The sequence below is a fragment of the Phaeacidiphilus oryzae TH49 genome, from assembly GCF_000744815.1.
GTDB classification, from domain to species: domain Bacteria; phylum Actinomycetota; class Actinomycetes; order Streptomycetales; family Streptomycetaceae; genus Phaeacidiphilus; species Phaeacidiphilus oryzae.
This window is the reverse complement of the sequence record NZ_JQMQ01000005.1, coordinates 6,404,265-6,417,402: the sequence shown is the minus strand read 5'-3', so window position 1 is coordinate 6,417,402 and position 13,138 is coordinate 6,404,265. Positions and strand designations below refer to the sequence as shown.

The 13,138-nt window shown below is 75.7% G+C and carries 13 protein-coding genes; 7 read left to right on the top strand and 6 right to left on the bottom strand.

Features of this window, described 5'->3' with window-relative positions:
- The first annotated feature begins 45 nt into the window (after positions 1-45).
- Positions 46-846 carry a CPBP family intramembrane glutamic endopeptidase gene (locus tag BS73_RS32250; protein ID WP_037577895.1) on the top strand — a complete coding sequence of 267 codons (801 nt, stop codon included), beginning with the start codon at positions 46-48 and terminating at the stop codon, positions 844-846.
- Here BS73_RS32250 and BS73_RS32245 read toward each other — a convergent pair.
- Together BS73_RS32245 and BS73_RS32240 are read right to left on the bottom strand one after the other, a co-directional pair.
- Complete coding sequence (locus BS73_RS32245; protein WP_063837110.1) at positions 839-2,161, bottom strand: CaiB/BaiF CoA transferase family protein; 1,323 nt, start codon at positions 2,159-2,161, stop codon at positions 839-841. The two genes, BS73_RS32250 and BS73_RS32245, sit on opposite strands and share 8 nt — an antisense overlap.
- A 197-nt stretch (positions 2,162-2,358) precedes the next feature.
- Complete coding sequence (locus BS73_RS32240; RefSeq protein WP_037577894.1) at positions 2,359-3,195, bottom strand: enoyl-CoA hydratase/isomerase family protein; 837 nt, start codon at positions 3,193-3,195, stop codon at positions 2,359-2,361.
- A gap of 104 nt (positions 3,196-3,299) precedes the next feature.
- Here BS73_RS32240 and BS73_RS32235 point away from each other — a divergent pair, with 104 nt between their 5' ends.
- Genes BS73_RS32235 through BS73_RS32215 form a run of 5 tightly spaced genes read left to right on the top strand, consistent with a single transcriptional unit; the run spans position 3,300 to position 9,011 of the window.
- Complete coding sequence (locus BS73_RS32235) at positions 3,300-4,910, top strand: OB-fold domain-containing protein (protein WP_037577893.1); 1,611 nt, start codon at positions 3,300-3,302, stop codon at positions 4,908-4,910.
- 1 nt (position 4,911) lies between these two features.
- Complete coding sequence (locus BS73_RS32230) at positions 4,912-6,111, top strand: acetyl-CoA acetyltransferase (protein ID WP_037577892.1); 1,200 nt, start codon at positions 4,912-4,914, stop codon at positions 6,109-6,111.
- On the top strand, positions 6,108-7,397 hold the full coding sequence (locus tag BS73_RS32225) for a CaiB/BaiF CoA transferase family protein (RefSeq protein WP_051941243.1): 1,290 nt from the start codon (positions 6,108-6,110) through the stop codon (positions 7,395-7,397). Before BS73_RS32230 ends, BS73_RS32225 begins: the two co-directional genes overlap by 4 nt.
- Positions 7,394-8,248 carry an enoyl-CoA hydratase/isomerase family protein gene (locus BS73_RS32220; RefSeq protein ID WP_051941242.1) on the top strand — a complete coding sequence of 285 codons (855 nt, stop codon included), beginning with the start codon at positions 7,394-7,396 and terminating at the stop codon, positions 8,246-8,248. Before BS73_RS32225 ends, BS73_RS32220 begins: the two co-directional genes overlap by 4 nt.
- Positions 8,249-8,306: 58 nt before the next feature.
- Positions 8,307-9,011: a GntR family transcriptional regulator gene (locus tag BS73_RS32215; protein ID WP_200886746.1), complete on the top strand. Its 705-nt coding sequence runs from the start codon at positions 8,307-8,309 to the stop codon at positions 9,009-9,011.
- Between the two features lie 36 nt (positions 9,012-9,047).
- Here the strand turns inward: BS73_RS32215 and BS73_RS32210 are convergent, their stop codons facing one another.
- Both BS73_RS32210 and BS73_RS32205 read right to left on the bottom strand, forming a co-directional pair.
- Complete coding sequence (locus BS73_RS32210) at positions 9,048-9,668, bottom strand: cysteine hydrolase (protein ID WP_037577890.1); 621 nt, start codon at positions 9,666-9,668, stop codon at positions 9,048-9,050.
- Between the two features lie 32 nt (positions 9,669-9,700).
- The gene (locus tag BS73_RS32205) at positions 9,701-10,198 is read right to left on the bottom strand and encodes a hypothetical protein (protein ID WP_152617801.1); all 498 of its coding nucleotides are present in this window, start codon (positions 10,196-10,198) and stop codon (positions 9,701-9,703) included.
- 82 nt (positions 10,199-10,280) lie between these two features.
- On the opposite strand from BS73_RS32205, the gene BS73_RS32200 reads away from it, so the two are divergent.
- Positions 10,281-11,348 (top strand): aminoglycoside phosphotransferase family protein, encoded by a 1,068-nt coding sequence (locus BS73_RS32200; RefSeq protein ID WP_037577888.1) that lies wholly within the window; start codon positions 10,281-10,283, stop codon positions 11,346-11,348.
- A gap of 31 nt (positions 11,349-11,379) precedes the next feature.
- On the opposite strand, the gene BS73_RS32195 is transcribed toward BS73_RS32200, so the two are convergent.
- Together BS73_RS32195 and BS73_RS32190 are read right to left on the bottom strand one after the other, a co-directional pair.
- On the bottom strand, positions 11,380-12,015 hold the full coding sequence (locus tag BS73_RS32195) for a LysE family transporter (RefSeq protein ID WP_037577887.1): 636 nt from the start codon (positions 12,013-12,015) through the stop codon (positions 11,380-11,382).
- Between the two features lie 174 nt (positions 12,016-12,189).
- Positions 12,190-13,101 carry a TrmH family RNA methyltransferase gene (locus BS73_RS32190; protein ID WP_051941241.1) on the bottom strand — a complete coding sequence of 304 codons (912 nt, stop codon included), beginning with the start codon at positions 13,099-13,101 and terminating at the stop codon, positions 12,190-12,192.
- Between the last annotated feature and the right edge of the window lie 37 nt (positions 13,102-13,138).

Below are 13,138 nucleotides of genomic sequence, written 5' to 3'. Positions count from 1 at the left end.
CCACGGCCACGGAAGCTGACGGCGAGTCGAGGGGGATGCGAATCGATGCGGCCGTCGCCGGTGGTGCGGGGGGAACGCGGGTCACCGGGCCCGCGCGGGCTGCCCGGCTTCTTCTGCTGGGTGCTGCTGCTCTCGCTGCCCTTCTGGGTCGCGGGCGCGGCGGTGTCCCGCCCGGCGGGCCTGCCGATGGGCCTGCCGGTGAGCGCCCTGCAGTTCGTCTGCCCTCTCGCGGCCGCGCTGATCGTGCTGCGCCCGCTCCCCGGCGGGTCCCGCGGCCGCTGGCTGGCGGAGGTCTTCCGGCCCCGCTGGGGGTCGTCCCGGGCGGCCGGCTGGTACGCGGTCAGCGTGCTGGTGGTGCCGGCGGCGGCGGTGGCGGCGTACGGGTATCTCCGCTGGGCCGGCTCGCCCGAGGCCACCGGCCCGGGGGCCGCGCGGCCGGGGCAACTGCCGCTGCTGGCGCTGGTCTTCGTGCTCGCGGCCGGCTGCGAGGAGGCTGGCTGGACCGGGTACGCGACTCCGGGCCTGCGCCGGCGGATCGGCCTGCTGCCGACCGCGCTGCTGCTCGGCGTGGCCTGGGCGGTCTGGCATCTGGTGCCGCTGGCGGAGGCCGGTCGCTCGGCGGCGTGGACGCTCGGCTGGTTCGTCTCCACCGTCGCGGCGAGGGTGGTGATCGTCCGGCTCTGGGCGGGGGTGGGCAGCGCGCTGCCGGCCGTCCTGTGCCATGCCACCCTCAACCTCTGCGGGGCCTGTCTCCCGCACTACGGCTCCGCCGGGACGCAGCTGGCGCTGGCCGCGATGCTCAGCGTGGTGGCCCTGATGGTGGTCCTCCACTGGACCTTCAACTGAGGCGCGATCCGGGACCGTCGGGTATGCCGGGGCGGTCATCGGCCACGCCGGGGCGGTCGGCGGCCACGCCCGGGCCGCCGATCGTGAGGGACTCGGCCAGCCGGTGCAACTCCGCCTCGTCCAGGTCGAGTTCCTCGCGCAGCACGGTCGCGGTGTGCTCGCCGAGCCAGGGCATCCGGCGCAGCGGGCCCTCGGTCATCCTGGAGAGCTTGACCGGATTGCCCGGGGAGAGGATCGGGCGGTCCACCCCGTCCGGGCGGTCGTACTCGACCAGCATGGCGCGCCGGCGCACATGCTCGTCGGCGGCGACCGCCGCCGGGGACTGCACGGGTCCAGCGGCCACGCCCGCCGCGGCCAGCGCCGCAGTGGCCTGACGTCCCGTCAACTCCCTTGCCCACTCCTCGATCCCAGGCCGGATCAGCTCCTCCAGCCGGTCGAACCAGTCCTGCGGTCCGGCCAGCCGCGGATCCGCCGTCCAGTCCGGCCGGCCGACCGTCCGGGCCAGCCGCTCGAACATGTGCGGCCGTCCGCACTGGAGGATGAAGAAGCCGTCCGCGCAGCGGAAGGAGTGGTTGATTCCGGGGGCGTTCCCCGGCCGCTCCAGACCCATCGACCAGTAGTTCAGCCCGGCGTCGCCGAAGGCGACCATGGCGTCGTACATCGCTATGTCGACGTGCTGCCCCTCCCCCGTCCGCTCCCGGTGGCGCAGCGCCGCCAGGACGCCGATCACCGCGAAGAGCGCGGCACCGGTGTCGCCGAGGGCGCCGAGCGGGGAGACCACCGGCGGGGTCTCCGGGTCCCGTTTGAAGTCGTAGAGCCCGGCCATCGCCTCGGCGATCGGCGCGTAGGCCGGCCAGCCCCGGTACGGGGAGTCGCCGTTGCCGAAGCCGGAGACGGAGAGGTAGACCCCACGGGGGTGGACCGCCGCGATGTCGGCGTAGCCGAGCCCGAGGCGGTCGGCGGTGCCGGGCTTGAAGTTCTCGGCGACCACGTCGAAGCGGGGGGCCAGGCGCAGGACGAGGTCCCGCCCCTCGGGCCGCTTGAGGTCGACGCCGATGCTGCGCTTGCCGAAGTTGTTGCGGGTGAAGGTGATCCCGACCTTCCGGCCCTCCGGGTCCAGCATCGCGGGCAGCGAGCCGCGCCCGGACTCGCCGGTCCGCGGCGGCTCGACCTTCACCACGTCCGCGCCCAGCCGGGCCAGCAGCTGGGTGGCGTACGGGAGGGCCTGCATCTGCTCCAGGGCGAGGACCCGCACCCCGTCCAGGGGCTTGCCCCAGGCGGCGGCCCGGTCGTTGGCGGTCTCTCCGATGCGCATGCGGTGGTCGCCTTTCGGATCGGTCTGCGGGTCGGTCCGCGGTCCGGTCCGCGGCTCGGACTGCGGGTCGGTCTGCGGTCCGGTCCGCGGCTCGGACTGCGGGTCGGTCTGCGGGTCGGACTGCGGGTCGGACTGCGGGTCGGACTGCGGTCGCGTCGGCTGAGGTCGGCGCCCCGGCGGGAGGGCGGGGCCGGGTGTCAGCGCAGTGTCCAGGGCGGGCGCCGGCCGCTGCCGAACCGGCGCTGGCCCTCCGCCAGGGCCTCGTCGCCGGTGCCGAGCTGGACGAGGGTGCGGGCCACGTCCAGGGCCTGGCGGTAGCCCATCTCCTGGGCGTACCAGACGGCCCGGACGGTGGTCTGCACGGCGAGGTCCGGCTGGTCGGCGATGATCGCCGCGGCCCGGTGGGCCGCCTCGTGCAGCCGCTCCCTCGGCACCACCTCCTGCACCAGGCCGATCTGGTGGGCGCGGGCCGCGGAGAGCCGCTCGCGGTCGCCCATCAGGGTCATCCGCATCACCTCGCCGATCGGCATCCGCTGGAGCATGGACATCGGCTCGTAGACGGCGGGCATGCCGTAGGCGGTGTGCGGGTCGAAGAAGGTGGCGTCGTCCGAGGCGATGATGAACTCCACCTGGCCGAGGAGGTAGAAGGCGCCGGCGCAGGCCATGCCGTTGACCGCGGCGATCATCGGCTTCCAGAGGTCGGCGCCGGTCTTGGGGGAGATCCAGTCGCTGGGGTCGTCGAAGTGCAGCGGGGTGTGGCCGTGCACCCGGATCTCGGTGCGCTCCGGGATGTCCCGGACGCCGTCCGGGTCCGCGATGTCCGCGCGGTCCAGGCCGGCGCAGAAGGCCTTGTCGCCCGCCCCGGTGACCACGACGGCCCCGATGTCGTCGTTGTCCCGGAGAGAGCGCCAGCAGTGCCGGATCTCCCGGAGCATCTCCATGTTGAAGGCGTTGTGCACCTCGGGGCGGTCCAGGGTCACCCAGGCGACCCGGTCGCGCTCCTCGTAGCGGATGGTCTTGTAGTCGTTGGTCACCCTCCCTAACGTAGATTATATCCAATCTGGGGGACCAGAGCGGCGGGCGATGTATATACATTATCCGACCTAAGTCGGCGCACGGCGGTAGGGAGAGTCGGTAGATGACGAAACGTCAGGAGACCTCTGTACGAGGGTTGCTGGGCTTCGCCGGGTACGTCCCGTACCGCCGGCTGGAGCGCTCGGCGATCGCCGCCGTGGCGGGTGGCGGCGGCGGGCGCGGGCAGCGCTCGGTGGCCTCCTACGACGAGGACAGCACCACCATGGCGGCCGAGGCGGCCCGGCTGGCGCTGCGCGCGGCGCCCGGCCCGGCGGTCGGCCGGCTCCTCTTCGCCACCTCCTCCCCCGCCTACGCGGACCGCACCAACGCCACCGCCGTCCACGCCGTCCTCGGCCTGGACGCGGCGGCGCCCGCGATGGACGCGGCCGGCTCGGTACGGGCGGCGACCGGGCTGCTGCGGCTGGCTCTGGAGAGCGGGCCGGCGGCCGGCGCCGCCCCCGGCTGCACGCTGGTGGCCGCGGGAGACATCCGCACCGGCCGGCCCGGCGGTCCGGACGAGTCCGCGGGGGGCGACGGCGGATCGGCGCTGCTGATCGGCGGTGAGGCGGACGGGCCGCTGCTGGCCGCGTACCTCGGCGGGGCCACCGTCACCGCCGAGTTCACCGACCGCTGGCGGGCCCCCGGCGAGCGGCACTCCTCCCTGTGGGAGGAGCGCTTCGGCGAGCAGCGCTACCTCGCCGCCGGCCGCCGCGCCTGGCAGGACGCCCTCAAGGCCACCGGCCTGACGGCGGATCAGGTCGACCGCGTCCTCGTCACCGGCCTCCACGCCCGGGCGGTGGCGGGCCTGCGCCGGAGCCTCGGCGTGCCGGACGGCGCCCTCGCCGACGGCCTGGAGGCCCTGACCGGGGTCACCGGCGCCGCCCATCCGGGCCTCCTGCTGGCCCGCGAGCTGGAGCGGTTCGCGGCCGGCCCGGCGGGCTCCGGCCCGGCCGGTTCAGGCCCCGCGGGTTCCGGCCCGGCGGGCTCCGGCGCCGGCCCGGCGGGCTCCGGCGCCGGCCCGGCGGGCTCCGGCGCCGGCCCGGCGGGCTCCGGTGCCGCCCCCGCCGACCGGGTCCTCGCCCTCGTCCTCCTCGCCGACGGCGCCGACGTCCTCCTCTTCCGCACCACCCCGGCGCTCGCCGCCCACCGGCCGGCCCGCAGCGTGGACGCGCAGATCGCCACGGGCGGTGCCATCCCCTACGGCCGCTTCCTCGCCTGGCGCGGCGAGCTCCGCCCGGAGCCCCCGCGCCGCCCCGAGCCGGCCCGCACCTCCTCCTCCGCGGCCGCCCGGTCCGTCGAGTGGAAGTACGGCTTCACCGGCTCCCGGGACCGTTCCTCCGGCGCCGTCCACCTCCCGCCGCAGCGGGTCTCGATGCGCGGCGACGCCCAGGACGAGATGGACCCGGCCCCGATGGCCGAGGCCGCCGGCACCGTCCGCACCTTCACCGTGGACCGCATGGCCTGGTCGCCCAGCCCGCCCGTGGTGCTGGCGGTGGTGGACTTCGACGGGGGCGGCCGGCTGCCGGTCGAGCTCACCGACGTGGACGCCGGGCAGGTCGCCATCGGCGACCGGGTCGAGCCCGCCTTCCGCCGCCTGGGCAGCGCCGACGGGATCGTCAACTACTTCTGGAAGGCCCGCCCGATACGCGCGGCCGAGACTCCGGCGGAGGACTGAGATGGGCTCGCACGGAATCCGCGACCGGGTGGCCATCGTCGGCATGGGCTGCACCCGCTTCGCCGAGCACTGGCAGCAGGGCACCGACGACCTGCTGCTGGACGCCACCGGCCAGGCGCTGGCCGGCGCCGGACTGGACAAGCAGGAGATCGACGCCTACTGGCTGGGCACGGTCGGCTCCGGCCTGTCCGGCGGCACCCTGGCCCGGCCGCTCCAGCTCCGCGACCGCCCGGTCACCCGGGTCGAGAACATGTGCGCCACCGGCTCGGAGGCCCTGCGCCAGGCGGCCTACGCGGTCGCCTCGGGAGCGTACGACACGGCGCTCGCGGTCGGCGTGGAGAAGGTCAAGGACAGCGGCTACCAGGGCCTGAGCCCGGTCCACATCCCCGGCGACGGCACCCAGCGCACCCTCACCGCCGCCGCCATGTTCGCGCTGGTGGTCCCCGCGTACGCGCGGCGCTACGGCCTGACGACGGATCAGATGCGCGAGGTGCTCTCCCGGATCGCCGCCAAGAACCACCGCAACGGCGCCCGCAATCCGCGCGCCCAGTTCCGCCGGGAGATCGCCCCCGAGAAGATCTCCGCGATGCCGCGGGTGGCCGGGGAGTTGACGGTCTTCGACTGCGCCGGGGTCGCCGACGGGGCCGCCGCCGCGGTCGTGGTCCGCGCCGAGGACGCCCACCGCTACACCGACAGGCCGCTCTACATCAAGGCGTTGTCGCTGATCGCCGGCAACGGCTCCGGGGTGATCGACCCCGACTACGACTACACCCACTTCCCGGAGATCGCCGCCACCGCCCGGGACGCCTACCGCCAGGCCGGGATCACCGACCCGGCGGCCGAGTTGGCGATGGCCGAGGTCCACGACTGCTTCACCCCCACCGAACTGGTGCTGATGGAGGACCTGGGCTTCGCCGAGCGCGGCACCGCCTGGAAGGACGTCCTGGCCGGCGCCTTCGACCTGGACGGCCGGCTGCCGGTCAACCCGGACGGCGGGCTGAAGAGCTTCGGCCACCCGGTGGGCGCCTCCGGCCTGCGGATGATGTTCGAGGCCTGGCTGCAACTCCGCGGCGAGGCGCCGGAGGAGCGGCGGATCCCGGACACCGGCCGGCGGCTCGCCCTCACCCACAACCTCGGCGGCTACCCCGGCGACATGGTCTCCTTCGTCTCCATCCTCGGCACCGAAAGGGATTCGGCATGACGGCGCACCCCCAGCAGGCCCCGGCCCCTCCGCTGGCCGGGGTGCGGATCATCGAGTGCTCCATGCTCGGCCCGGCCGCGGTCACCTCGGCGCTGGTCGACCTGGGCGCCGAGGTGGTCAAGGTCGAGCCCCCGCAGGGCGACTACGGCCGCCGGATGACCTGGCCGATCGTCGAGGGCACCTCCCTCCTCCATCTCCATGTCAACCGCGGCAAGCGGTCGGTCGTCCTCGACCTCCGCACCCCGGAGGGGATCGCGGTCTTCAAGGAGCTGGTCGCCGGCGCGGACGTGGTCGTCGAGGCGATGCGCCCGGGCGGCCTGGAGCGCCGGGGCGTCGGCTACCGGCGACTCCTCGAGGTCAACCCGCGGCTGGTGTTCTGCACCATCTCCGGCTACGGCGCCACCGGCCCGTACCGCGACCTGCCCAGCCACGGCATCGCGTACGACACCTGGGCCGGGATCGTCACCCCCGGGGTCACCGAGGACGGCCACACCTACATCTCCGAGCACACCTCGATCGGCATCAACGCCGGCCCGCTGTACGGGGCGCTGGGCATCCTGGCCGCGCTGCTGCGGGCCCGGGAGACAGGGGTCGGGGCGGAGATCGACATCGCCCAGTCGGACTCCGCCGCCGCCGTCGACTGGCTGCGCTCGGAGACCTACAAGGCGTACGAGCGGCCGGAGTCCGAGGTCACCGGCAACGCGGCGGACGGCTACCAGCGGCGGGCGCCCGGCATCGCCGGGATGAAGGAGGGCGTCCGGTACCAGATCTACCGGACCAAGGACGGTTTCGTCCTCTTCATGGCCTCCGAGCGCTCGCTCTGGCGGAACTTCTGCACGGCGGTCGGCCGCCCGGACTTCTTCGAGCGCTGGCCCGGCTCGCAGTACGGCGACCACGCCCGCGGCAACACCGAGCTGCGCGAGGAGCTGCGGGACATCTTCGCCGGGCGCACCAGCGCCGAGTGGATCGACTTCGGGGAGCGGGAGAACGTCCCGATCGCCCCGGTCAACACCCCGCGGACGCTGCTCGACGACCCGCAGCTGAAGGCCAGGATGCCGCTGCTGCCCAAGGAGGAGCTGGGCGCCGACCAACTGCCCACCCCCCTGCGGTTCGTCGGCGAGGAGCTGCCGCATCCGGCCCGCGCCCCCGAGGTGGGCCAGCACACCGAGGCGGTGCTGCGCGAACTCCTCGGCTACGACGACGCGCGCCTGGCGGAGCTGCGGTCGGCGGGAGCGCTCGGCGCCTCGGGCCCCGCACCGGCCGAGGAGAGGGAGAGGGCGAAGTGAGCGACACCGCTGCGGCGATCGACGGGGGGAAGCCGGCCGAGGACGGCGTCCGGGTGCGCGTCGAGGACGGCGTCTCCTGGATCACCCTCGCCCGCCCGGAGGCCGCCAACACCATCGACGCCGCCGCGCGCGAGCGGATCATCGGCGCCCTGGAGCGGGCGAGCGAGGACCCGTCGACCCGCTGCGTGGTCCTCGGGGCCGAGGGCCGGTTCTTCTGCACCGGGGCCGACCTGCGCGGGCCGAGGTCAGGCGCCGGGGACGCGGCCCCGCCCGCCCGGCAGGAGAGGCCGGTCGGCGAGGTGCGGCGGATGCTGCTCGGCGGCGCCATCCGCCTGATCAGCGCCGTGCTGGACTGCGACCGCCCGGTGGTGGCCGCCGTCCAGGGCACCGCCGCCGGGATCGGCGCGCATCTCGCCCTGGCCTGCGACCTGGTGGTGGCGGCCGAGGAGGCCAGGTTCATCGAGGTCTTCGCCCGCCGGGGGCTCGCGGCCGACGGGCTGGGCGCCTGGCTGCTGCCGCGGCTGGTCGGACTGCGGCGGGCGAAGGAACTGGTGCTGCTCGCGGAGGACCTCCCGGCGGCCGAGGCCCTCCGGGCCGGCCTGGTCAACCGGGTCGTCCCGGGCGGCGAACTCGCCGCCGCCACCGAGGCGTTGGCCCGCCGGCTGGCGGACGGGCCGACCCGCGCCCACGCCGTCAACAAGTGGATGCTCAACCACTCCCTCGACGTCGGCCGCGAGGTGCTGGCGCAGGAGGAGGCCTGGGCGGTGGACGCCCTCTCCCGCACCTGGGACAGCCAGGAGGGCGTCCGGTCCTTCGTCGAACGCCGGCCGCCGCGCTTCCGCGGGGTGTGACCGTGCTTTGTATAGTTGATCCATTCCGGCACCGCATACCCGAACAGGATCGCCACCCATGGCACACCGCACCCGCCGCCCCATGGGCGACGACGGCTACCCGGGCGCCCGCCTCCAGCGCCCGAGCAACGGCGATCAGGTCGCCGAGCACCTGCGCGGCCTGATCTTCCAGGGCCGCCTCCAGCAGGGCGACCACGTCCGGCAGGACGAGATCGCGGCGGAGCTCGGGGTGAGCCGGATCCCCGTGCGGGAGGCGCTGATCGCGCTGGAGGCGGAGGGCTGGATCTCCATCGAGCCGCACCGCGGGGCCTTCGTCCAGGGCCTCGACGAACGCACCATCGTCGACCACTACGCGCTGATCGGCACCCTCTACGGGCTGGTGGCCCGGCGGGCGGCCGAGCGCGCGGACGCGGACGGCCTGGACCGCCTGGCGGAGCTCCAGCGGCAGGCCGCGGCGGCCCGGGACGTGGACGAGTTCTACCGGCGCAACGACCTGTTCCTGCGCCAGATGTTCAACCTGGCCGACTCCACCCGCCTCAAGGCCGTCTCCCGCCAGCTCGGGAACCTCGTCCCCGGCAACTTCTTCGCCGAGGTCGCCGGCAGCCGCACGGCCCAGAAGAAGGCGCTCGCCGACATCGCCCGCGCGCTGCGCGAGCGCGACGGCGAGGCCGCCGCCGCCCGCTTCGGCGAGCTGATGGACCGTCATGGCGCGGCGGTCGTCAAGCTCTGGCGGAAGCAGGCGGCGGCCCGGGTGCCGGCCTAGGGGCCGGGGGACCGGCCGCCGGCCGCCGCCCGCCCGCTACCGCCAGCAGGCCAGCAGTTCCTCGGTGGTGGCCACGGTGGCCACCAGCGAGAGGGAGTGCTCGATCACCTGGTCGGCGTAGCCGGGCGGGACGCCCGCCACCGCGTCCCTGACCACCACCACCTGGTAGCCCAGGTTGACCGCGTCGAAGACGGCGTTGGGGATGGCGATGTTCGCCGAGACGCCGGTGACCACCAGCGTCCGGCAGCCCAGGTTGCGCAGCAGCGCGTCCACGTCGGTGCCGGCGATCGGCGAGAGCCCGTGCAGCCGGGTGCTGACCAGGTCGCGGGCGTCCTCCGGGATCTCCTCGGCCGTCCGCACCGCCTCCGAGCCCACCAGCTGCTGCACCGGGCTGCGCTCGGCGAAGCGGAACAGCCGCGCGTTGCGGTTGGCGCCCCGCCCGTCCGCGCGGCGGACCGCGATCGCGTGCAGCACCTGCACCCCGGCCGGCCGCGCCGCCGCGACCAGCCGCCCGATATTGGCCAGCGCCCCCGACTCCCGTGCCGCCCGGGCGAGTTCGGGCAGCGCGCTGTCCCTGCCGACCACCCCGCGCTGCACCTCCTGGGTCAGCAGCACGGTCGTCGGCGGGTCCACGAGGTCGGCCAGCGAGTGGGGCATGGCGGGGTCCTCTTCCTGTCGGGTACGGCGGCTCAGCCGACGTTCTGCTTGCGGGCGCGGCGCCTGGAGCCGCTCGGGAGGTCGAAGTCGAGGTTGCCGACGCCTCCTCCGCCGCCGCCCCCGCTGCCGCCGCTCTCGAAGGCGACGACGACCAGGGCGACCACGATCGCGGCCACCCCCGCCACCAGCACCCCGACCACCGCGGCCAGCGGCACCGCGATCAGCAGTGTCCGCCTCCGCCCGACGAACGGCCTGGCCAGCAGCACGCAGCCGGCCACGAACACCGCCGTCCCGGCCGCCGGCAGCAGGACGCCGGCCCTGGCGTGCAGCGACTCGTGCCAGGCGAGGCGGAAGGTGGCGACCGAGACCACCCCGCCGATGTCCTCGTGCCTGGCCTTGGTCAGCACATGGACGAGGGGCCCGCCGACCCCCGCGATCTGCAGCAGCAGGCCGCAGAAGATCCACCAGCCCCGATGCGCCACCGGCGCGAGCATCCCGGGCTTCCGCCCGGCCCCCGTATCAGTCACCACGGCGGCGACCCTACCCCCGCCGGCCGCCCCCCTACCCGGTATTCGCTGGTGCCCGCGCGCGCCGGGCTGCGAGGATGCGCCGGTGACCTCGCCCCTCCCGTTCCTCCCGTCCGGCCGCCCCCCGTTCGGTGACGAGCTCCGGCAGCGCCTGGGCGTCCCGCGCCATCCGCGGCCGCTGGACAGCAGTCCGCGCTCGCGCGTCTGGTACGCCGAGCTCTCCGGGATGCCGGTGGTGGTGAAGCAGCTGGTCGGCACCGGTCCCGAGGCCGCCGAGCGGTACGCCCGCGAGGTCGCCGCGCTGCGGCTCGCGGGCCGGGTCGAACCGCCCGTGGTACCGCGGCTGCTCGGCACCGATCCCTCCGAACGGCTGCTGGTCCTGGAGCACCTGGAGCACCGCGGGGAGTTCGCCGAGGACTGGGTGGTCCCCTACGCGGAGGCGCTGGCCCGGCTGCACGCGGCCACCGCCGGCGGCGCCCCCGCCCCGGACGGCGCGCTTCCCGCCTGGTCCGGGCCGACCGGCGCCGACGTCGACTCCTTCCTCGCCCTGGCCGGCACCCTCGGCTGCGCCGTCCCGCCGGGCGCCCGCACCGAACTGGAGGACCTGCTGTCCCGGCTGGCGGACCTCCCCGGCGGCGCCCTCCTCCACGGCGACCCCTGTCCCGGCAACGACCTCCACACCCCCGCCGGAATCCGCTTCATCGACTTCGAGCAGGCCTCGCTCGGCGACGGCGTCGTCGAACTCGCCTATCTCCGGATCGGCTTCCCCACCTGCTGGGGCTCCATGGCGGTGCCCCGGCCGATCCTCGACGCGGCCGAGTCCGCGTACCGCGCGGCCTGGCGCGCGGCGGCCGGCACCGAGGTGACCGGCGACCTCACGGACGCCTGCGCGGGCTGGCTGATCCGGGGCGACGCCCTGGTGGAGAGGGCCCTCAGGGGCACCGCCGACCATCTGGCCCGACTCCCCCGCGGCGACTGGGAATGGGGCCTGGCCACCGCCCGCCAGCGGCTGGCCCACCGCCTGGGCGTGGTCGCCCGCACCGCCCCGGCCGACGGGCCGCTGGCCCGGCTGGCCGTCCTCTCCGCCGCCATGCGCGAGCGGATCCTCGCCCGCTGGCCGGGCCTCGAACCGCTCCCGGCCAGGCGCCCGTAGGCCGCATCGGGGACCCGGGGTGGTCCGCGCCTCAGGGGCTCGCCAGCAGCAGGCGGCCGGCCAGCACGGCCATCACCAGGCTTGAGCACAGGGCCGTCACCAGCCGCCCGCGCGGCCCGGTCAGCGTCCGTCCGAGCAGCGCGCCGCCGCCCGCGAGGAGCAGTTGCCAGCTCGCCGAGGCGGCGAACGCGGCCAGCACGAAGGCGGCCTGCCGCATCCGGTCGGCCGCCGGGGCCGCCTGGCCGCCCAGCACCAGGGCGACGAAGTAGACCACGGTCAGCGGGTTGAGCATGGTGACACCCCACAGCCCGAGGTACGCGCGGGCCGGGCCGAGCGCCGCCCCGCCGCCGTCCAGCACGGGCGCGTCCCGCCGGCGGTACCGGCGCAGCGCCAGGACCGCGCCCCGCACCGCGAGGGCGGTCAGGACCAGCGCCGACGCCCAGCGCAGCGGGGTCAGCACGGGCTGGATCCCCCGGGCCAGCGCCGCGCCCCCGGCCTGGGCGACCAGCGCGTAGACACCGTCCGCGGTGGCGACTCCGAGCGCCGCGCAGGCGCCGACCAGCAGCGAGGTCCGCACGGTGAGGGCGACCAGGTACGTCCCGACGGCGCCCACCGGAACCGCGATCCCGTACCCGGCCAGCAGCCCCGCGACCAGCGCGGCGATCACGGCAGCGCCGGGATCGCCCCCCGCCGCCGGCCGGTCCGCTGCTGTCGGCTCCGCCCGCCGAGGGCGAGGCGGGACGGCGGCGGGGCAACGCTCTTCAGGGTCATGCGCAGAGCGTGGCTTCGGCGCCGGCCTCCCGGCAACCGATTTAGCCCGGCGCCGCCCGGTCCCGGGCCGTCAGTCCGCCCCCTGGCCCGGGAAGCCGCGCTGCCGGGCCGCCTCGTACAGCGCCAGGGTGGCGGCGTTGGCGGCGTTGAGCGAGCTGGCGGCGCCGCCGATGGGGATGGAGACGGTCTCGTCGCAGAGCTCGCGCCAGGCACGGCTCATCCCGGCCGTCTCGTTGCCGACGACCAGCAGGACGGGGCCGGTGAGGTCGCAGCGGTCGATGCGGGTGTCGCCGTCCTCGTCGGTGCCGACGATGCGGAGCGGCACCCCGGCGGCGCGCCGGGCCCGGACCCAGTCGCCGACCTCCGCCGGCGCGCCGGTGCGGACCGCGGGCAGCCGGAGGAGCGAACCCGTGCTGGCCCGGACCGACTTGGGGTCGTAGACGTCAGCGGAGTGGCCGGTGACGACCAGGCCGTGGGCGCCGAGGGCGTCCGCCGAGCGGATCAGGGTGCCGATGTTGCCGGGCTGGGTCGGCCGGTCGAAGACCACGCCGAGGAAGTCCGGCCGGTCGGCGGGGATGCGGCCCAGATCGTCGGGGGGCACGGCGCCCACGGCGATCAGCTCGGGGGCGGAGGCGCTTTCGGAGTCCCGCTCGCCCAGCTCGGCGAGGAGTTCGGGGGCGACGGCGATCGGCTCGGCGCCGCCCGGGCGCCGGTCGAGGAGCTCGCGGGCCCAGGCGGAGAGCCGCCGGCCGGCCGGGTGGAGGAGCTGGTCGAGCGGCCAGCCCTGGTCGGCGGCGACGGTGATCGGGCGGACGCCCTGGATCAGGAACCGGCCCAGCCGCTGCCGCTTCTGGCGGTTGGTCAGCAGCGCCTGCCAGGTCTGGAACTGGGCGTTGCGCGTGGTCACCAGGCGGGGCCGGGCGGGTCCGGACCGGCCGGGCGCTCGCGGACGACGGGCCTGGTGGGTGGGCCGATCGGACATGGAGTGGATGGTAGCAACCGGCGTGGCCTCGGCCGGA